This window comes from Mycobacterium pseudoshottsii JCM 15466 (assembly GCF_003584745.1).
GTDB classification, from domain to species: domain Bacteria; phylum Actinomycetota; class Actinomycetes; order Mycobacteriales; family Mycobacteriaceae; genus Mycobacterium; species Mycobacterium marinum.
In genome coordinates this window covers 1908257-1928452 of the sequence record NZ_AP018410.1, presented here as the reverse complement: position 1 = coordinate 1928452, position 20196 = coordinate 1908257, and the positions used below count along the sequence as shown (strand labels likewise).

At 64.7% G+C, this 20196-nt stretch carries 15 protein-coding genes, 1 tRNA gene and 1 pseudogene; 2 read left to right on the top strand and 15 right to left on the bottom strand.

From position 1 onward, the window contains the following. Positions 1-45: 45 nt before the first annotated feature. The 10 genes from MPSD_RS08730 to argS all read right to left on the bottom strand — a co-directional run bounded on the left by MPSD_RS08730 (position 46) and on the right by argS (position 11799). The gene (locus MPSD_RS08730) at positions 46-696 is read right to left on the bottom strand and encodes an L-threonylcarbamoyladenylate synthase (protein WP_011741633.1); all 651 of its coding nucleotides are present in this window, start codon (positions 694-696) and stop codon (positions 46-48) included. Positions 697-748: 52 nt separating this feature from the next. Next, on the bottom strand, positions 749-1597 hold the full coding sequence (gene prmC, locus MPSD_RS08725) for a peptide chain release factor N(5)-glutamine methyltransferase (RefSeq protein ID WP_086085111.1): 849 nt from the start codon (positions 1595-1597) through the stop codon (positions 749-751). Then, complete coding sequence (gene prfA / locus MPSD_RS08720; protein WP_020788150.1) at positions 1594-2667, bottom strand: peptide chain release factor 1; 1074 nt, start codon at positions 2665-2667, stop codon at positions 1594-1596. The genes prmC and prfA overlap by 4 nt, the downstream gene beginning before the upstream one ends. 87 nt (positions 2668-2754) lie before the next feature. Beyond that, entirely contained in the window at positions 2755-3000 is a 246-nt protein-coding gene (gene rpmE, locus MPSD_RS08715) for a 50S ribosomal protein L31 (protein WP_011741636.1), read from the bottom strand. Positions 3001-3191: 191 nt separating this feature from the next. Further along, positions 3192-5057 (bottom strand): transcription termination factor Rho, encoded by a 1866-nt coding sequence (rho, locus tag MPSD_RS08710; protein WP_015356703.1) that lies wholly within the window; start codon positions 5055-5057, stop codon positions 3192-3194. 266 nt (positions 5058-5323) lie between these two features. Further along, positions 5324-6268, bottom strand: coding sequence for a homoserine kinase (thrB, locus tag MPSD_RS08700; RefSeq protein WP_015356704.1), 945 nt, complete (start codon positions 6266-6268; stop codon positions 5324-5326). Positions 6269-6323: 55 nt separating this feature from the next. Then, positions 6324-7406, bottom strand: coding sequence for a threonine synthase (gene thrC, locus MPSD_RS08695; RefSeq protein ID WP_012395683.1), 1083 nt, complete (start codon positions 7404-7406; stop codon positions 6324-6326). Beyond that, complete coding sequence (locus MPSD_RS08690; RefSeq protein WP_012395684.1) at positions 7403-8728, bottom strand: homoserine dehydrogenase; 1326 nt, start codon at positions 8726-8728, stop codon at positions 7403-7405. Before MPSD_RS08690 ends, thrC begins: the two co-directional genes overlap by 4 nt. Before the next feature lie 3 nt (positions 8729-8731). Next, complete coding sequence (gene lysA, locus MPSD_RS08685; RefSeq protein ID WP_223161975.1) at positions 8732-10066, bottom strand: diaminopimelate decarboxylase; 1335 nt, start codon at positions 10064-10066, stop codon at positions 8732-8734. Between the two features lie 80 nt (positions 10067-10146). Continuing rightward, the gene (argS, locus tag MPSD_RS08680; RefSeq protein WP_015356707.1) at positions 10147-11799 is read right to left on the bottom strand and encodes an arginine--tRNA ligase; all 1653 of its coding nucleotides are present in this window, start codon (positions 11797-11799) and stop codon (positions 10147-10149) included. A gap of 134 nt (positions 11800-11933) precedes the next feature. Between argS and MPSD_RS08675 the strand changes: the two genes are divergently transcribed. Continuing rightward, a tRNA-Arg gene (locus tag MPSD_RS08675) sits at positions 11934-12009 on the top strand. An 899-nt stretch (positions 12010-12908) separates the two neighbouring features. Here the strand turns inward: MPSD_RS08675 and MPSD_RS08660 are convergent. After that, on the bottom strand, positions 12909-13439 hold the full coding sequence (locus MPSD_RS08660; protein WP_020788154.1) for a PE family protein: 531 nt from the start codon (positions 13437-13439) through the stop codon (positions 12909-12911). 503 nt (positions 13440-13942) lie between these two features. Between MPSD_RS08660 and adhE the strand changes: the two are divergent. Beyond that, positions 13943-16594 (top strand): annotated as a pseudogene (adhE, locus tag MPSD_RS08655) (bifunctional acetaldehyde-CoA/alcohol dehydrogenase). Here the strand turns inward: adhE and MPSD_RS08650 are convergent. From MPSD_RS08650 to MPSD_RS08635, 4 genes are all read right to left on the bottom strand, one after another. Continuing rightward, the gene (locus tag MPSD_RS08650; RefSeq protein ID WP_015356710.1) at positions 16560-16967 is read right to left on the bottom strand and encodes a PPOX class F420-dependent oxidoreductase; all 408 of its coding nucleotides are present in this window, start codon (positions 16965-16967) and stop codon (positions 16560-16562) included. The pseudogene adhE and the gene MPSD_RS08650 sit on opposite strands and share 35 nt — an antisense overlap. Before the next feature lie 65 nt (positions 16968-17032). Next, positions 17033-17392 carry a YciI family protein gene (locus MPSD_RS08645; RefSeq protein ID WP_020788158.1) on the bottom strand — a complete coding sequence of 120 codons (360 nt, stop codon included), beginning with the start codon at positions 17390-17392 and terminating at the stop codon, positions 17033-17035. Beyond that, complete coding sequence (locus tag MPSD_RS08640) at positions 17385-18257, bottom strand: haloalkane dehalogenase (protein ID WP_174524071.1); 873 nt, start codon at positions 18255-18257, stop codon at positions 17385-17387. The genes MPSD_RS08645 and MPSD_RS08640 overlap by 8 nt, the downstream gene beginning before the upstream one ends. Before the next feature lie 50 nt (positions 18258-18307). After that, positions 18308-20098: a CocE/NonD family hydrolase gene (locus MPSD_RS08635; protein ID WP_086085114.1), complete on the bottom strand. Its 1791-nt coding sequence runs from the start codon at positions 20096-20098 to the stop codon at positions 18308-18310. Positions 20099-20196 lie beyond the last annotated feature (98 nt).

Below are 20196 nucleotides of genomic sequence, written 5' to 3'. Positions count from 1 at the left end.
AGCCGCGCCCGGCCGCAGCGCCCAGCGGCAGCCACCACGACGGTGCTATGCGGTCAGCGTTGTCGCGTCCACTCCGAGCACGTCAGCGATCCGCTCGGCGCTGACCGGTCCCGGACGCAGGATGCGCGGGGCCCCGGTGAGGTCGACGATCGTCGAGGCGGCCTGCTGCGCCGCGGGACCACCATCCAGGTAGACGTCGACCAGATCGCCGAACTGATTACGTGCATCCGCGACGTCGACCGCCGGCGGCTGCCCCGAGACGTTGGCGCTGGAAACCGCCATGGGGCCCACCTGGCGCAACAACTCGATGGCCACCGGGTGCAACGGCATGCGCAGCATCACGGTGCCGTGCGCGTTGCCGAGGTCCCACTGCAGGGACGGCGCTTGCACCACAACCAGGCTCAAGGCGCCCGGCCAGAATGCACGGATCAGTTCACGCGCTCCAGCGGGCATCGAGAAAACCAGCCCCTCGATGGTGTGCCAGGAGCCCACCAGCACGCCCACCGGCATATCGCGCCCGCGCCCCTTGGCCGACAGCAGCGCGTTCACCGCGGCACTGTCGAATGCGTCGGCACCGATCCCATAGACGGTGTCCGTCGGCATGACGACCAGCCGACCGGCTTTGAGCGCCCCTGCCGCAGAAGCGATCCCGTTGGAACGCTGGTCGGGGTCGGCGCAGTCGAACACCTCACTCATGGGCGCTGGCCCTCCTTCGCATTCGCTTCGCCCCGCATCCTCACCGCAGCCGTCACCGAACCAGCCTCTTGACGGCGGTCACGAACCTTGACCGTCCGGCCAGATCTTGCCGAGCCACGATGTCCTCGAAAACGCCTGCGCTTTCGATACATTCAACGGTCTGCCGCGCGGTGGTGTCGTCGTGTTCGACGGCGAACCGCCCACCGGGACGCAACCAACGGCCGGCCAGCCGTACGACGTGGGGTATCACCGCCATCCCGTTCGGCCCTCCAAACAGCGCACGATGCGGATCATGCTGTGCTACTTCAGGTTCCAGAACAGCGCCGTCGGGAATGTATGGCGGGTTGGTCACCACGAGGTCGACCTGTCCATCGAGTTCGGGCATCAGCCCCGGGGTGGTGACATCGGCTCGCACCAGTTCCACCTTGGTGCCCACGGAATTGCGGTGTGCATACTCGAGCGCAGCGGCCGAATCGTCGACGCCAAGAATCCGCGCCGTGGGCCAACGGTTGGCCAACGCGACTGCCAACGCGCCGGATCCGGTACACAGGTCAACAACGACGGGGTCTTCGGAAAGCTGTTGTGCACCAGCCCATTCCAACACTGCCTCGGTCTCTGGGCGCGGCACGAAGACACCCGGACCGACCTGCAACTCCACCGGCCCAAACTGCACCGTGCCGATGAGATGCTGCAACGGCACCCTGCGTGATCGGGCGGTCACCATGTCTTGGTACTGACCGAGAGCATCGGAATCAAGCGGATCGTCAGGCAGGTACAGCAGACCGCGGTCGGTGCCGGTCAGGTGAGCGGCCAACCATTCGGCATCACCACGTGCAGAGTCGATCCCGGCTTCGGCAAGAAGCGCCGCAGCGGAGTCGATCGCGTGGCGCAGCGAGGTCATGACTGCTGCAGCCGGGCCTGTTTGTCAGCGGCAGCCAGTGCGTCGAATAGAGCGTCCAGATCGCCATCGAGGACCTGGTCGAGGTTGTGGGACTTGTAGCCGATTCGGTGATCGGTGATCCGGTTCTCGGGGAAGTTGTAGGTGCGGATGCGTTCGCTACGGTCCACGGTTCGTATCTGGCTGGCCCGATCCGCCGAGGCGTCAGCCATCGCCCGCTCTTCGGCGATCGCCTGCAGACGAGCCCCGAGCACCCGCATGGCACGGATCTTGTTCTGCAGCTGTGAGCGTTCGTTTTGGCAGGTGACCACGATCCCGGTGGGCAGGTGGGTAATCCGCACCGCGGAGTCGGTGGTGTTGACCCCCTGGCCGCCCTTGCCCGACGACCGGTAGACGTCGATGCGCAGGTCCGACTCGTCGATCTGCACCTCGCCGACTTCCTCGGGCTCGGGGTAGACAAGTACGCCGGCCGCCGAGGTATGCACGCGACCTTGAGATTCGGTTACCGGGACCCGCTGCACCCGGTGCACCCCGCCCTCGAACTTCATCCGCGACCACACGCCGTCGGCCGTGTCGCCCTTGCTGGCGATGGCCAGCGTCGCGTCCTTGTAGCCGCCCAGATCCGAGGTGGTCTCCCCGAGCACCGTCACGGTCCAGCCGTGCCGTTCGGCATAGCGGATATACATTCTGGCCAGGTCGGCAGCGAATAGCGCCGATTCTTCGCCACCCTCGCCAGACTTGACTTCGAGCACGATGTCGTCGGCGTCATGCGGGTCCCGCGGCGCCAACATGTCGGTGAGCTGCGAGTCCAGTTCGGCGACCCGGGCCTCCAGTTCGGCGGCTTCGGCGGCAAACGACTCGTCGGTGGCCGCCAATTCGTGCGCGGTCTCCAGATCTTCGCGCGCGGCTACCAGCTTGCGGTAGGTGGCCACGATCGGCGCCAAGCGGGCAAACCGACGTCCGGCTTTGCGCGCCTCGTCGGGCCTGCTGTGCAGTTCTGGATCCGCCAACGCGCGCTCAAGGTCTGCGTGTTCGGCGAGCAGGACGTCAATCGTCTGCACCGGCGCTGCCATCTCACACCTCCTGCCAGCTCTTACCGCAAACACGAACCGACGCCCGGCCTGTGCTGCTCATGCACAGTTCGGGCGTCGGTAATCCAGCTACTTGTCGGCCGCCGCCTGGTCCTTGTCGGCTCCGGCCTTGCGCTTGCCGTAGCGACGCTCGAAGCGGGCAACCCGACCACCGCTGTCGAGGATCTTCTGCTTGCCGGTGTAGAACGGATGGCACTGCGAGCAAACCTCGGCCACGATACGGCCGCCCTGCTTGGTGCTCCGCGTCTGGAACGTGTTTCCGCACCCGCAGACCACGGTGGTCTCCTCGTAGGTGGGATGAATGTCAGATTTCATGCTGTCCTCTTCGATCGTCGGCCGCTCGTGGCCTCCGGTGCTCCCCGATGTTCAAGCGGCGGTCAGGCTTAACTCAAGAACCTGAGGCGGTTCTGGGTGGTCGAGCCTCGATTATGCCAGGTCAACCACCATCACCCCAAACACCGAGATTTGCGCGGGCATTCCCTGGCACCCGCAGCCGGTGTATTGCTCTAGTCGTTGTCCATATTCCCTGGTGTGGTCTTGGAGACCTGCACGAGGAACTCGTAGTTGTTCTTGGTCTTACGCAGCTGCGACATCAGCAGGTCGATGGCCTGGTGGGAATCCAGGCCGGACAGCACGCGACGCAGCTTGTGGACGATGGCGAACTCATCAGGTGAGAGCAGCAGCTCATCTTTACGGGTACCCGACGGGTTCACGTCGACCGCGGGGAAAACGCGCCGCTCGGCGATCTTGCGGTCCAGCTTGAGCTCGGCGTTACCGGTGCCCTTGAACTCTTCGAAGATGACGGTGTCACCGGTGGAGCCGGTCTCGACCATCGCGGTCGCGATGATGGTCAGCGAGCCGCCCTCTTCGATGTTGCGTGCCGCACCCAGGAATCGCTTGGGCGGGTACAGCGCGGTGGAGTCGACACCGCCGGAGAGAATCCGGCCCGATGCCGGCGACGCGTTGTTGTAGGCACGTCCCAACCGGGTGATGGAGTCCAGCAGCACCACGACGTCTTTGCCCTGCTCCACGAGGCGCTTGGCTCGCTCGATGGCCAGCTCCGCGACCGATGTGTGGTCGGATGGCGGACGGTCGAACGTTGAGGCGATGACCTCACCCTTGACCGAACGCGTCATGTCGGTGACCTCCTCGGGCCGCTCGTCGACGAGCACGACCATGAGGTGGCATTCCGGATTGTTCTTGGTAATGGCGTTGGCGATGTCCTGCAGGATCGTCGTCTTACCGGCCTTGGGGGGCGAGACGATCAGCGCGCGCTGGCCCTTGCCAATCGGCATGATCAGATCGATGACCCGCGTGGTCAGCCGCTCTGTGGTGGTTTCCAAGCGAAGACGCTGGTTGGGATAGAGCGGCGTCAGTTTGCCGAATTCGGGCCGCTTCTTGGCGTCCTCGACCGATCCCCCATTGACGCTGTCCAAACGCACCAGCGGGTTGAATTTTTGTCGTTGGTTAGGCTGCTCGCCTTCACGCGGAACCCGAACGGCGCCGGTGACCGCGTCGCCGCGGCGCAGGCCGTTCTTGCGCACCATGTTCATCGACACGTAGACGTCGTGCGGGCCGGCAAGGTAGCCGGAGGTACGGACAAAGGCGTAGTTGTCGAGCACGTCAAGAATGCCGGCGACCGGCTGGACGACGTCATCCTCACGCAACTCGGCGTCGGAACCGTCACCCGAGCGCTCCCCACGACGCCGGCGGTCGCGGAATCGGCGTCCTCGCCGGCCCTGCCGCCCTTCGCCATCGTCTTCGCCGCGCGATTGCTGGCCACCCGAGCCCTGCTGGCCGGCGCCTTGGTCACCGCCCGACTCCGCTGCTCCCCCGTCAGTCTTGGCGTCTTCTTGAGCCTTTTCCGGCGCCTTCTGATTGTTGTCGGCATCGCCGCCGGCGGCCCGCTTCCCGCGTTTATCTGGGCTTTCGCCAGCCGAGTCGGCGCCGTCACGTGACGACGTTCCCGAGTCACGCGAGGATCTGCGCCGCTCGCGGCGCACCGTGTCGCCGGATGAGGCGTTTTGCTCCTGTTGAGGAGCGTCTTTGGTGGCCTCGTTGACCGCTGGGGCCTCGGTACTCGCCGAGGACTTCTGTTCGCCGGAATCTGGGGTCGGCTCGGCGGCCGCGGGCGTGCCGTTGGCGCGGTCCCGAAATTCTTGGATCGCGGCGATCAGCTCGTTCTTACGCATGCCCGACGTCCCCTTGACACCAACTTGGTTGGCCAGCGCGCGCAGTTCGGGCAGCACCATGGTGGCCAGCGCGCCGGTCGGCGCAGCAGTATTGAGGTCGGAACTGTCTTTTGTCACGGAATCCGACTTCTTATCAGCGTCGGTGCTTTCGCCAGCCGTGATGAGGTCCGTATCAGTCACGGAATTCCTTTCTTTCCCCCGCTTGATTACGTCATACGAGGGTTCGTTGCATTCAGCCAAATAGCCGAGTGCGCCCAATCATCGACTCCCCAACGGTGGTCGCCAGGATCTGCGGCGAATACGGCGAACCTCGTCCCCGAGAAGAATTGGTGGTGTCCTAGCTGCAAGGCAGTATGTGTGCAGAAGCAGATGCTGCGATTGCTGGACGGCTCCGAGGATAGCCCGCTTCCTGGCCGGAAGCAAGCAAACCCCCCGCAGGTTGTCAATCAGTCGCTGAATGCCACTCCGGGCTTCCACCGGACCCTGTCACCCGCGGTCATCGCGGTAATTGTGAATCCATTTGCGGCGCCGTACTCGACCGCTTCCGGCGGCAAGTCCGGGTTGGTGGTCAACGCAATCAGCGCCGGTCCAGCCCCAGAAAGAGTCGCTGCCACTTTATGACGCCGCAACAGCTGCAAATATTCCGCCGAGGCCGGCATTGCCGAGGCACGCTGGGGCTGATGGAGGACGTCTTCGGTGGCCGCCATCAACAAATCGGGCCGTTGGGTGAGGGCAACCACGAGCAATGCGGCGCGGCTGATGTTGAATCGCGCATCGTCATGGCTGACCAAGTCAGGCAGCAGCACCCGAGTCTCCGCGGTCGAGGAGCGCACCTCGGGAATCGCCGAGAACAAGTGAATATCGGGGTGAAGATCTAGCTGCACGGCCGAGTAGTCGGCACGGTCACCGCAACGCTCAATCCAAGAAACCACCGCACCGCCGAGCACAGCGGCCGCGGCGTTGTCGGGGTGGCCTTCAAATTCCGAAGACAGCTGGATCAGCTGCTGGTCGCTCAATGGCACCCAACCAGCTTGTGAGACAAGGCCGTTGACGGCAGCGAGGCCACCAACTACCGCCGACGCGGACGACCCGAGACCACGGGAATGCGGAATATCGTTGCGGCAGCGCACAATTAGGCCAGCCGCGGAAACGCCCACGGCTCGCAGCCCGTGCTGGATGGCGCGCACAACCAAGTGTTCAGAGTTGAGCGGAACCTGGCCGGCCCCCTCGCCTTCGACCACCACTTCCAACCCGGAATCGGTTGTCTCAAGCACGATTTCGTCATAGAGACTCAATGCGAGGCCGAGACTGTCGAACCCCGGGCCGAGGTTGGCACTTGATGCCGCTACGACGGCACTCGCCACCAGACCCGAGGGCAATACCTGTGTCACCGACAGGCCTCAGCAAACTGCGCTGCGCCCGGCTGCGCCGCGCTGGCGATCACCACTACGCCAACCCCAGCTTCTCAACCACCGCGACTGGGTCAACGGGTACCGGAGACACCTTCGGCATGTCTTTGAGCGCGGTGTCGGGGTCCTTCAGGCCGTTGCCGGTGACCGTGCACACCACGGTTGACCCGCGGGCCACCCACCCGTCGTCGATGGCCTTGAGCAGACCGGCGATGCTGGCCGCCGAGGCGGGCTCGACGAACACCCCCTCGGCGCGCGCGACCAGGTGATAGGCGGCAAGGATTTCCTCATCAGTCGCCGCCAGGAAGCGCCCCTTGGACTGCTGCTGCGCCTCCACGGCCGACGTCCACGACGCCGGCGAGCCAATGCGAATCGCGGTGGCGATGGTCTCCGGGTGGTTCACCGGTTCGCCGAGAACCAACGGCGCCGCACCCGCGGCTTGGGTGCCCAACATGCGAGGCAACTTCTCGATAATGCCGTCTCGGTGATACTCGGTGTATCCCTTCCAGTACGCGGTGATGTTGCCCGCGTTACCGACTGGAAGTGCGTGCACATCCGGTGCGACGCCAAGCGCGTCGACGATCTCGAACGCCGCGGTCTTCTGGCCCTCGATACGCACCGGGTTCACGGAGTTGACCAATGAGATGGTCGGGAAGTCGGCAGCCATCTTGCGCGCCAGTTCCAGACAGTCGTCGAAGTTGCCGTCAATCTGGATGATCTTGGCCCCGTGCATGACCGCCTGAGCCAGCTTGCCCATCGCAATCTTGCCCTGCGGGATCAGCACCGCACAGGTGATTCCAGCACGGGCGGCGTAAGCCGCCGCCGACGCCGACGTGTTCCCGGTCGATGCGCACAACACGGCCTGTTGCCCACGCGCCAGCGCGTCGGTCACCGCCATGGTCATGCCCCGGTCCTTGAAGGATCCGGTGGGGTTGAGGCCCTCGACCTTGAGGTGGATCGTGCACCCGGTCTGCTTGGAGAGCCGGGGAGCCGCGATCAGCGGAGTACCGCCCTCGAGCAGGGTGACAGGAGCCCAGTCATCGGCCACCGGGAGGCGGTCCCGGTACGCCGCGATCAAACCGGGCCAGGGCTTGTGGACCGCGGTCGGCGAGGCGCTCACAGGTCGTTGCCTTCCAGTCGCAGCACGCTGGCCACATTTTCGACGACGTCCAAGTCCGCAAGCGCTTCAACGGTTTCCGAAAGTGCGGCATCGGTAGCCAGGTGGGTGACCACCACGATCCGGGCCCCGATGCGTTGGCCGTCTTGGTCCACGACCCCTTCTTGACGCACCTCGGCGATGCTTACGTCGCGCTTGGCGAACTCGGCCGCTACCGCCGACAACACACCCGCCTTATCGGCGACATTCATGCTGACGTAATAGCGCGTAGAGATGAAACCCATTGGTGCCACCGGTAGTTGAGCATATTTGGATTCGCGTGGGCCACGGCTGCCGAGGACCCGGTTGCGCGCGGCCATCACCAGGTCGCCGGTCACCGCCGAGGCGGTTGGCGCCCCACCGGCGCCCTGACCGTAGAACATCAATCGCCCAGCGGCCTCGGCCTCGACCACCACGGCATTGAACGCACCATTGACCGTGGCCAACGGGTGCGACAGCGGCACCAACGCCGGATACACCCGGGCCGAGACCCGTTGCTGACCTTCGTCAGTGGTGAGGCGCTCACAAATCGACAGCAGCTTGATGGTGCAGCCCAGAGCGCGGGCCGAGGCGAAGTCCGCGGGCGTGATCTTGGTGATGCCCTCGCGGTAGACGTCATCCGCGGTCACCCGGGTATGGAACGCGATCGAGGCCAGGATCGCAGCTTTGGCCGCGGCATCAAAGCCCTCGACATCTGCGGTGGGATCGGCTTCGGCATAGCCGAGCGCGCCCGCATCGGCCAGCGCTTTCGCGTAGTCGGCCCCGGTGCTGTCCATTTCGGACAGGATGTAGTTGGTGGTGCCGTTGACGATGCCGGCCACCCGCAACACCGTGTCGCCGGCCAGCGACTGGGTCAACGGACGGATGACGGGAATGGCGCCGGCCACCGCGGCTTCGAAATAGAGATCGACATGTGCGCTTTCGGCCGCCTGCGCCAGTTCACCAGTAGAGGTGGACAGCAACGCCTTGTTGGCGGTCACGACGGATTTGCCGTGCTCGAGCGCGGTCAGGATCGCCTTGCGTGACGGCTCCACCGGACCCATCACTTCGACGACGATGTCGACGTCCTCACGCGAAACGAGCTTCTCAATGTCGTCGGTCAGTAGGTCGATGGGTACACCGCGGTCGTCCGCAACTCGACGCACTCCGACGCCGCGCAGCACCAGTGGGGCGCCGACACGGGCCGCGAGATCATCAGCGCTTTCCTCGATGATGCGGACAACTTCACTACCAACGTTGCCCAATCCGAGCACCGCTACACCGACCGGCTTTACGTCACCGGACACGGGTTACCTCACCTCCAGACTCAAAAGATCATCAACCGTCTCGCGGCGCAGGACCAGACGCGCCTTACCCGCGCGCACCGCCACCACCGCGGGACGGCCAATCATGTTGTAACGACTCGACAGCGAATAGCAGTAGGCACCGGTCGCAGCCACGGCCACCAAGTCGCCCGGCTGCAGGTCGTCGGGCACCCACGTGTCACGCACGATGATATCGCCACTTTCGCAGTGTTTTCCGACCACGCGAGCCAGCATCGCCGGCGCATCACTGACGCGCGAGACCAACCGGACGTCGTACTGAGCGTCATAGAGCGCGGTGCGGATGTTGTCACTCATGCCGCCATCCACGCTGACGTAGCGCCGGTTCGCCGTGGCGCTCACGTCAACGTCCTTGACCGTGCCGACTTCGTACAGCGTGATGGTGCCCGGTCCGGCGATGGCACGTCCGGGCTCGACCACCAACCTGGGCGCGGGCAGGCCCACGGCCGCCGACTCATTGCTCACGATCGCGCCCAGCTTGTCGGCCAACTCCCCTACCGGCGGCGGGGCGTCGGATGACAGATACGAGATACCCAGGCCGCCGCCAAGATCGACCGTCGCAAGCTGCGCGGTCTTTTCCGAACCGAATTCAGCGACCACCTCGCGCAGCAGGCCGATGACACGGTGGGCGGCCAGTTCAAAACCATCCACATCGAAGATCTGGGAACCGATGTGGCTGTGCAGTCCGACCAGCCGCAAGTGGTCGGTCGCAAAGACCCGGCGCACCGCTGCCATCGCCGCGCCGCTGGAGATCGAGAGCCCGAACTTCTGGTCTTCGTGCGCGGTGGAGATGAACTCGTGGGTGTGCGCCTCGACCCCGACGGTGAGACGCACAAAGACGTCCTGGACGATGCCCGCCTCACCCGCGATGGCGTCGAGACGCTCGATCTCGATCATCGAGTCCAGCACGATGTGACCGACGCCGGCTTTGACCGCGGTCGTCAACTCTGCGACCGACTTGTTGTTGCCGTGCAGGGTAATCCGCTCCGGCGGAAAATTGGCGTGCAGTGCGACTGCCAACTCTCCACCGGTGGATACGTCGATCGAGAGTCCCTCTTCGTTCACCCAGCGCGCGATCTCGCTGCACAGGAAGGCCTTGGCCGCGTAGTTGACGTTGTGGCCACCGCCGAATGCCGCCGCGATCTCTTGGCACCGCGAGCGAAAGTCGTCTTCATCGATGACAAACAGCGGCGTCCCGTATTCCCGGGCCAGCTCGGTAAGCGGTACCCCGGCAATCCGGGCACAACCCTGTTCATCACGGGCTGTGTTACGCGGCCAGACATTCGGCGCCAGGTACAACAGCTCTTCGGCAGACTGCGGCCGCTGCGGGCTTTCCGGGTGGCGGCTCTCTTCGGCGTGCCGAGGGCCGGCTGGGTGGACGTTCACATTCTCTCCGGGGCAGTCACTCCGAGAATTCCCAGACCGTTGGCGATGGCTTGCCGCGTGGCCTGACACAGGGCCAAGCGCGCGGTATGCAGCTGCGTGGGCTCCTCGTCTCCCTGCGGCAAGACCCGGCAGGAATCGTAGAACCGGTGGTAGTCACCGGCCAGGTCCTCCAGGTAGCGGCACACCCGGTGCGGCTCCCGCAGTGAGGCAGCGGCCTTGAGCATCCGCGGGAAATCGCCGAGGGTGCGCAGCAGCACGCCCTCCTTCTCGTGGCTGAGCAGCTCGAGATGGTCGGTGTCCGGGATCAACCCGAGTTCGGCCGCGTTGCGGGCCAGCGCCGAGAGCCGGGCATGCGCGTACTGCACGTAGTAGACCGGGTTCTCATTCGACGCCGAGGACCACAGCGCCAGGTCGATGTCGATGGGAGTGTCCACCGAGGAGCGGATCAGGCTGTAGCGCGCCGCGTCCACGCCGATCGCCTCGACCAGATCGTCGAGGGTGATCACGGTGCCGGCGCGCTTGCTCATCCGGACCGGCTGACCGTCACGGACCAGGTTGACCATCTGTCCGATCAGCACTTCGACGGTGGCCGGATCCTCGCCGAAGGCAGCTGCGGCGGCCTTGAGCCGGGCGATGTAGCCGTGGTGATCGGCGCCGAGCATGTAGATGCACAGATCGAAGCCACGTTCCCGCTTGTCCAGGTAATACGCGAGGTCACCGGCGATATAGGCCGGCTTGCCGTCACTCTTGATCACGACACGGTCCTTGTCGTCACCAAAAGAACTGCTGCGCAACCACGTTGCGCCATCTTTTTCGTAGATGTTGCCGGTCTCACGCAGCCGCGCGACGGCCTGATCAACCCGCCCCGTGCTGTGCATCGAGTCTTCGTGGGTATAGACGTCGAAATCCGTGCCGAACTCGTGCAGGGACTCTTTGATGTGGCTGAACATCAGGTCGACGCCGATCTCACGGAACGTCTCGTGCATCTGGGCGTCGGGCAGGCTCAGCGCGTCGGGCGCCTTTTGCAGCACCCGCGCGGCGATGTCGTTGATGTAGGTACCCGCGTAGCCATCGTCGGGAGTCGGCTCACCCTTGGCGGCAGCAATCAGGGAGTTGGCGAATCGGTCGATCTGGGCGCCGTGGTCGTTGAAATAGTATTCGCGCACCACGTCGGCGCCCTGCGTGGACAGCAGCCGGCCCAGGGCGTCGCCAACCGCGGCCCAGCGGGTCCCCCCGATGTGGATGGGTCCGGTCGGGTTGGCCGAAACAAATTCCAGGTTGACCTTGTGCGCGGCCATCAGCTCGGAGTGCCCGAAGCCCGAACCGGCGTCGATGATCGCGTTGACGATCTTGGCCTGCGCCGAGGTCTCGAGGCGCAGGTTGATGAAGCCCGGTCCGGCCACCTCGGCAGAGGCGATGCCGTCGGCCTTCGTCAGCGCCTCGGCGATCCATCCGGCCAGCTCACGAGGGTTAGCACCGACCTTCTTGGCGAGTTGCAGGGCCACATTGCTGGCGTAGTCGCCGTGCTCGGGATTGCGCGGCCGCTCCACCACGACGGTCTGAGGCAGAGCAGACGTGTCGAGGGCATGTTCGCTCAACACCGCGGTAGCGGTGGTTTTGAGCAGCTCAGCCAGGTCGGCGGGGGTCACGATCGTCCATCGTATGGTCTGAGGTGCTCGCACCCCGAATCCATAGCGGTGGCAACGCAGTCACCGCGATGCGCTAGTCTGGCGGAGCTTGTTCATGCCCTATGGCGCAGCGCGAAGCAATATGCAGTCGATGCGCCCCCGTAGCTCAGGGGATAGAGCGTCTGCCTCCGGAGCAGAAGGCCGCAGGTTCGAATCCTGCCGGGGGCACCACGGGCTTAGGCAACTAGAAGCCGTTTTCGGCCGCCCGCCTAAACATCGAGCGCCCCGGCGTGCACTTCGGAATCCAATCCGTCTGGTTTCAGCAAGTGCAGCACTGGCGGAAGGCTCCAATGACGCACAACACCACCACCCCGACCGAGGCGCACACCGCGCTCAACAACGCTCTGCAGCACCGACGGCACGCGAGCCGTTGCGCCGCCCTGGTGTGCTCGGTGTCCGGCGGCTACGACTTGGCCTACCGGACGAGTACGGAGCCGTCCTCGCGGCCGCTGCGACACGCGAAAGACCGCCAACCTGCGGGAAGAGTGCTGTGGCCCGCCGCGGATGGGCAGCGTTCACCGGAGCCGCAATCGCGGGCGCGGCGTGGGTGCTGCTGCACGCTGACCCGGTCGCGTTCAACCCGGCCGTCGTCGGCTGGCCCCGCAGACTGGGCGCTACTCGGCGTTGCCGGATCAGGAGCAGGATTGATCAACTGTGCCACCAAATAGCACCACATACCTCGTCATCGCAGTCGCGGTCGTCGCCGCATGCCTAGCCGGCGCCATCGCAGGGTTCACCCGACTTCGGCCAGGCGTGCTGCACGCGCGTCGCTACGTCGCAATCATGGGTTTTGCCTGGCTTCTACTGGCTGTCAGTGCAATCGCCAACGCAATACGGGGATCGCTGTGGGGGACCGTTGGCAGCCTTGTGCTACTGGTCCTAATCCCCACAGCGGTGTACTCGAAGCTACGTAACAATTCCCCAAGCTAGAGCAGGTCACCAGCGCCAGAAGGCCATCCCGACCGGCGACCGCACCCGAGAGCACTTTGTTGCCGCAGCCGGTGCGCACCGGGCGCCACCCTGACATTCGACGACACAGAAGCCGTCTCGAGACATCAGCACGCGCCGGGCTAGATAAACACGTACGGACGCCCATTCACCAGCGAATAGAGTCCGACAAACGCAATCAGCAAGAAAAATAGGGCACTGGACGCCACCTGAGCCAACGCGGTTGCCACATACTGGCCGCCGTACCGCCACAACAGATCCCAAGCCGATTTCACGCCCGCCGACAGGCCGGACAAAGCGTTGGAGACGGCGGTTCCCGCGGCGACCACGACAAGATGCGGGTTATCGAACAAAGCCTGCAACGAGACGGCGTTGGCGGCCTCCGCGCTGGCATACCCACCGGCGCTGGCGTTCACCTGCGCGGCAAACCGATCGTGAAAAGCCACCGCTTGGCTGGCCACCTTCTGATAGTCCTCGGCATGCCCGGAGAACAGGTGCGCGATGCCGGCCGACACTTCGTCGGCGGCCGCGGGCAGCAACTCGACCGTCGAGGCGGCCGCAGCCGCATGCGCCTCGCCCAGCAACACGCCAATCTTCGCGTAATCGTTGGCCGCGGCCGCCACCAGTTCCGGGGCCACCATTACATCTGACATATCGGCCCTCCCACCCAATCGTGGTTTGATCCATCGGCCAGGGGCCAGTATCACACCAAGCCGGCAGCCCAGCAGGCCCTTGCAGCAAACTTTTCTGCCCGATGACAGGCCAGCACCTCGGACCGGGTGTGGCCCTCGACGATGACGGCAGCGACAACCAGGAGAGCATTCGACACCCACCGGCAGTCACGCAATGACCCGATTCGGATGTCTTGAGGCACGCCATTCGCACCATGCGTGGCATGACCGCCATCACCCCTGATAGTGAAATCCGTAGGGCCTGATGCAGCGAGCGGGCGACGTGCGTGATTCGATCAGGGCGCTGTGCCAGCGGCGCGCAGGCATTCGGCTCCGACAGTGCGGTCCCCACCCGCCCCGTCCGATCAGCCCATTAGTACCCCCAACGTAGGGCCTTCGGACCCTCGTTAGGCCTGACCACGGATGCGTAGCATCGGCTCATCCGCGAGGCACACCGCGCCTCTTCCCGGCTTGAGGACCCGATCATGACAACGACACCAACCGAGTCCGCCTCCCCCGTCGAAGCACCCGCGATCGACAACCTACGCACCGCCGAAATCGACGCCATTGTTGATACCGCCGCTGAGGCGGCCCGCGCCTTCCGCAAGCTTGACCAGCAGCAGGTCGACGCGATCGTCGAGGCGATGGTGCGGGCCGGGGTGCGCGCGGCCGGCGAACTGGCCGGTGTGGCGATCGAGGAGACGGGCTTCGGCGTCTTCGAGGACAAGGTTGTCAAGAACTATGTGGCCACCGAATTCCTGCACGACTATCTGCGCGGCAAGAAATCGGTGGGCGTCATCGACGAGGACGTCGAGCACAACATCGTCTATGTGGCCGAACCGATCGGGGTGGTGCTCGGCATTACCCCGGTGACCAACCCGACCTCGACGGTGTTGTTCAAGGCGATCGTGGCCGCAAAGACCCGCAACGCCATTCTTTTCCGACCGTCACCGTATGCGGTGCGCTGCTGCGAACAAAGCATCGAGATCCTGCGCACCGCGGCCGAAGCGGCCGGGATGCCTCCCGGGGCGCTGCAGGTCATCCCCGATGCCGCTCACGAGGTGACGCACTACTTGTTCAAACACCCGAAGGTCGACTTCATCTGGGTGACCGGCGGGCCAAAGATCGTCGCGTTGGCGAACTCGGCAGGAAAGCCGGGGCTCAGTGTCGGTCCTGGGAATGCGCCGATCTACATTCACAAGACCGCAGACCTCAAGGGCGCGGTGGTCGACATACTCATCTCGAAAACGTTTGACTCATCGGTCATCTGCCCGGCCGAGCAGACCTGCATCATCGACGACGAGATCTACGACGAGATGATCGCCGAGTTCGAGCGGATGGGGGCCCAGTTGCTCACCGCCGACCAGGCGAAGGCGGTGGCCGAGTTCGCGTTTGGTTGTGGCGACAAGGTCTCCCTCGATGCGGTCGGGCAGAAGGCGCCAGAACTGGCCGCCCGGGCCGGATTCAGCGTGCCTCCCACGGTGAAAGTGCTGCTGGCGCAGTTGCCGTCGGACTTGGACGAACTCGCCGCCCACCCACTGGTGCAGGAGAAGCTGATGCCGGTGCTCGGGGTGGTGCGCGCGCGCAGTGTGCAGCACGGCATCGACGCCGCCGTCTTGGTCACCGAGCACGGCGGGTTGGGCCATACCTCGGCGATCTACGCCAACGACGACGACGTCATCGAGGCATACGGGTTGGCGGTTCGCACCGGCCGCATCCTGGTCAACGCGCCAACCGCGGTCGGAGCGCTCGGCGGGGTCTACAACAATCTGACACCCACGTTCTCGCTGGGCTGTGGCACCTGGGGCGGATCGAGCACCACCGAGAACGTCAACTATCGCCAGTTGCTCAACATCAAGACGGTGTCGCGGCGGCGCACGCCGCCGCAATGGTTCCGCGTGCCGTCCAACACCTACTTCAACGAAGGGGCACTGGACAATCTGCGCGAGCTCGACTGCGAGACCGTCGTGGTGGTAACCGACGCACTGACCGAGGAGCGCTGCGTGGCAAGTTGCGCGCCCAGCACGTGCAGGTGTTCAGCGAAGTGACACCCGAGCCCGACGAGACGACCATCCGCCGCGGTGTCGCGCTCATGCAGCGGGTGCAGCCCGATCTGCTGATCGCCATCGGCGGCGGTTCGGTGCTCGACGCCGGCAAGGCGATGCGGCTGTTCTACGAGCACCCGGAGAAAAGCCTCGACGCTTTGACGATGCCCTTCCTCGACCCGCGCAAGCGGGTGGCTGACTATCCGACCGACCGTCATCGCATCCAACTCGTTGCTGTCCCAACGACATCGGGCACTGGGTCGGAAGTTTCGCCGGCGGCGGTGTTGACCGTTGGCGGGAAGAAGGAGACGCTCGTCGACTACAGCTTGGTCCCCGACCTGGCGATCGTGGACCCGGTGCTGACCTCGTCAATGCCGCAGAAGCTGACCGCGGACACCGGCATCGACGCGCTGACCCACGCGCGAGGCGATCGTGTCGATCTTCGCCTCGCCCTACACGGATGCGTTGTGCGCCCAGACGGTACGGCTGATCTTCGATGCCCTGCCCAGGGCGTACGACGATCCCGACGATCTGTCCGCCCGAACGAGCATGTCCAATGCGGCGACGCTTGCCGGCCTGGCCTTCTCGAATGCCTTCGTCGGGACCAATCATGCCCTCGCCCACGCCGTTGGTGCGAAATTCTCGGTCCCCCATGGCCGGGCGAACGGCATCTTCCTGCCGCACGTGCTGCGCTACAACGCAAGTCTGCCTACCAAGTTCATGCCCGCGCCTGGATATTCGGCGTACATCGCACCGGATAAATACGCGCAACTCGGCCAGCTGGTGTTTGGTGGCCATCTTCCCGACGACAGCCGCCAGCGATTGTTCGCAGGGGTCGACGATCTGCTGGACCGACTGGACATGCCGAGATCGCTGCGGGAATTCGGGGTTGACGAGCAGGGATTCCTGGCCGCGCTGCCGACGCTGGCGATGACCGCGTTCGAGGACCTCAGCAACCGCACCAACCCGCGGATGCCGCTGGTCAGCGAGATCACCGATTTGCTTCGGCTGGGCTACTACGGTGACACCGGCGTTGGGGAGCCGGCCCTGGCGCCGATCAAGCCCGGGGATGTTGATGGACGGTCCGTTTAGGCGGCGCCAATGATTCGTCATTGGCCACCGGTTCGCCGCGCAGGTTCAAACTCCACGAGATCTTCGGAGTCACCCGCAGATACGGCTGATCACCGGCTACCACCTCGGCGGTGCCGTACACACGCAGAAACCGGGGACTCCAGGGCTGCGTGGACACCAAATCGTCGATGACCAATGCGATCTTGTTGTTGCCGTCCAAGACGTTGTGGTGGCGCCGTGTCTTCGATGGCTCAAAGCCGCCGATGTTGATGTAGGTCCCATCGAACTCGAAACCGACCGGGACGACATCGGGTTGACCGTCATCGTCGACCGTCGCGATCCTGGCCAGCGGCTGGCTCTTCATGAATGCGACCTCATCATCACTGAAACTCATCGAAATGCCTTTCTGGACAGTGCAGAAATTACTTGGCCCGGAAAAGATCAACGGTCATGGCGCCACTAAGAGAGGCGGTTCGCGATGGTACCGTCATGGACGAACCACGGCCTGATCCGATAGGTCCTGGCTCCGCTGGTGTGCATGGGATCGGCGTCAGCGATCGCCTGGGCCTCGACCACCGAGCCGGCGCGGTAGATCAGCAATCCGTCGCCTTCGAAGTAATCGCCGCCGTCGGTCCACAACGGGCCGGCGGCAAAGAGCACGCCACGGTCTTCCAACTCCCGCAGGTAGCCGAGGTGATCCTCGATATACACTTGCACGGCGTCCAATCCCTGCGCCACCGAGGTGACCACGTAAAGCGTCAACCCAACCGGGCGGCCGAAATCCTGGATGACTTTGCGCGATTCGAGTCGGTCAGGCACGGTCGGCTCCATCTTGGCGTTCGCGCACGTCGAGGACGAAGGCGCGCACGGCCGCGCCAATCGCGTCCGGGGAGTCCTCTTGCAGGAAGTGACGGCCGGCGACCTTTACTTCGCGCTGGTTGGGCCACGAGCGCGCGAAGTCGAGCTCGCTGCCCCCTTCATGCAGGATTGCGCCCGGCTCCGCGACTATGAGAAGTTTCGGAATGTCGCTGCGCGATAAGAAGTCTGCATACTCCTGTACCATCGCCTGCACGTCAGCCGGCTCACCCTCGACCGGGATCTCACGGGCCCAGAGCAGCGTGGGGATGCGGCTCTGGGGCGTGGGGTAGGGCTTGCGATAGACGGCCATCTCCTCCTCGGTCAGCTGGCGTTGCACACCTCCAGGCACCACCTTCTCCACAAAGACGTTCTCCGCCAGAGCCATCCGCTCGCCCTGTTCGGTGCGCAGCGCCCGCATCAGGGGCTCATAGTCGGTGAAGCCCGCCCAGGTCCTGGGCTGCACGAGCGCATCCATGTAAGCGATACCGGCAATCTGCTCCGGATAGCGCAGCGCGCGGTAGAAACCCAGCGCCGAACCCCAGTCGTGCACCACCAACACCACGTTCTCGGTAATCCCGACGGCCTCGAACCACGCGTCGAGGTACCGGACATGGTCGGCGAACCGGTAGGAGAAGGTCGGAGAGGTGCCGGAGGCCCCCATGCCGATCAGGTCCGGCGCCAGGCATCGACCCACGTCGCTGAGATGCGGGATCACGTTGCGCCACAGGTAGGACGAAGTCGGGTTGCCGTGTAAGAAGACAATGGGATCGCCCTGCCCCACGTCGATATAGCTCATCGCGCTGTCGAGCACGTCGACCCGTTTCATCGGCCCGGTGACCGCTTCCCGAGGGGCTCCCCCGCTGCCCTGGCCGGCAGTCACGACTGCAGCTCCGACGACTGGGCGGGCAACACTGGAAGGTGCAACCGCGACGAGGAACGGATGGTGTTGCGGCTGCTGGTGCCGACACTGGCGTGCCGGAAGCTCATGATGGCCGGAGTTGCCGGGTCCTGGTCGTCGCTGGTGAGGATCAGCCGAATGCGGCAGCCGGCCTTGAACCGTCGAGCGTTGGCCACCAAAGGTATCCGGTAGACGACATCCTCACCGATGGGTACGGCCTCCATTTCGCGGCACGGCAGGATAGGCGCGCCGCGCCGGCTGGCCTTCTCATCGACGCGGCGCATGCTGGCCCGAAGCCACCCGGCTGTGACGTCGGATACGGTGCCGTCTCGGGCAACTTCGTGCAGCGTCGCGATCCACGCGGTGTCCATTGCGGTAGCCGCGGCAACGAGACGCAGTTCGATATCGCCGACTACATCAAGGTCCCGGGTAAGCGGCGCACTGGTCCAGGTGAGCATCGAGGGCGGATCGATCGCGCTGGCGGCGGCCCGATTCAAACCACCGCCGAGGACCAGGTACTCACGAGCGCCCGGCTCACCCTCGTCATCGCCGAGTTGCCCGTCAGCGCGCAGCGCAAATTCCCGGTAGACAACGCCGGGCGGCGGCCACGTCTCGGTGGTCCGCCATCCCTCGGCGCCGGGCAACACGTAGCGGATGGCCGGCCCGGCCAGGATCCCGGTGTCACGGCTCTTGAGCCAATGGTCAAACCACGCCAACGCCTCGAGATGAAGACTCTCCCACGGCCAGGTCAAGCCGAACTCGCCGAGCATCCCCATCCGGGTAGAGGGCCCGTCCGCCAACGCTTTCCACGCCGCGAAGGTAGACGGAAGGTGCAACGGGACGTTCTGCCAATCGCAACCCAGATATACCGGCACATCGATCCGGTCCAGCAGAGGATTGAGATCGCGTTCGTCCCACCACTCATCGCGGGTGGGATGCTCGACCGCCGCCGAGAGCCACAACTGGTCCCACGGGCGCGGATTGTGGTGAATCTTGGTCAATTGACGCAGCATGGTCAGGGCGGCTTCGCCGTTCATGGTCGCAAACTTCTGATGCAGCCGTGGGGTGTTGAGGACCCGCCGGACCAGCCCGACCAGCTTGCCCCGCCACAGCGCGTCGCTTCGTTCCGACGTAATACCCACCATCGTCAGAAACGGACTGACGAACGACGAGCTGAACAGGCCGTGGTGCACGGCAGCCTCGTAGAGGTCAGTGGTCGCCGCCACTGGGAAGATGGCCTTCAGATGCGGTGGCCGCTCCACGGCCGCCTCCAGCTGCGTCATGGCGAAGTAGCTGATGCCGATCATCCCCACGTTGCCGTCACACCAGGGCTGCGCGGCCGCCCACTCCACCAGATCGTGCATGTCACGGCGTTCGGTGGCGTCGAAGAACCCGAAGGTACCCCCCGAACCCCCGGTACCACGCACGTTCGCGATCACGTGGACATAGCCCCGAGGCACCCAGAAATCGGTGACGCCGGCCTCGATGAACCCCATCGGGGCACCGAGATCTTGGATTTGCCGCGGATACGGCGAGACGGCGATCAAGGCGGGAAAACGGCCCTGCGCATCGGGCCGGTGCACATCGGCCAGCCACACGGTGCCATCCCGCACCGGGATCGCAACATTGTTCTCCTGCATCGTGTTGCATTGCGGCTCACTAAGATTGGCGTATTCACGGCCGGTTGTCTGCGGCCCGTTGAGTTGCCGCTCACCCTTGCCCAAGCCGGATGCTTTTTCTAACCGACGAGCACTGCTCTGCACGGCCATGAGGCCTCCCGCCCTGCGGCTTTAGTTTCATCGCTCGTTGAGACTATGACCGCAGTACTTGCGGGATAATTTCAACGCAAGTGGTAACTTTGTTTGTC

Bases quoted from the DNA above. Each gene is read 5' to 3' on its own strand.
- prmC (WP_086085111.1), bottom strand. From the start codon at position 1,597: ATGACCTCGCTGCGCCACGCGATCGACTCCGCTGCGGCGCTTCTTGCC.
- MPSD_RS08635 (WP_086085114.1), bottom strand. From the start codon at position 20,098: ATGGCCGTGCAGAGCAGTGCTCGTCGGTTAGAAAAAGCATCCGGCTTG.
- rpmE (WP_011741636.1), bottom strand. From the start codon at position 3,000: ATGAAATCTGACATTCATCCCACCTACGAGGAGACCACCGTGGTCTGC.
- MPSD_RS08660 (WP_020788154.1), bottom strand. From the start codon at position 13,439: ATGTCAGATGTAATGGTGGCCCCGGAACTGGTGGCGGCCGCGGCCAAC.
- MPSD_RS08730 (WP_011741633.1), bottom strand. From the start codon at position 696: ATGAGTGAGGTGTTCGACTGCGCCGACCCCGACCAGCGTTCCAACGGG.
- MPSD_RS08640 (WP_174524071.1), bottom strand. From the start codon at position 18,257: ATGAAACGGGTCGACGTGCTCGACAGCGCGATGAGCTATATCGACGTG.
- MPSD_RS08650 (WP_015356710.1), bottom strand. From the start codon at position 16,967: ATGAGTTTCAGTGATGATGAGGTCGCATTCATGAAGAGCCAGCCGCTG.
- prfA (WP_020788150.1), bottom strand. From the start codon at position 2,667: ATGGCAGCGCCGGTGCAGACGATTGACGTCCTGCTCGCCGAACACGCA.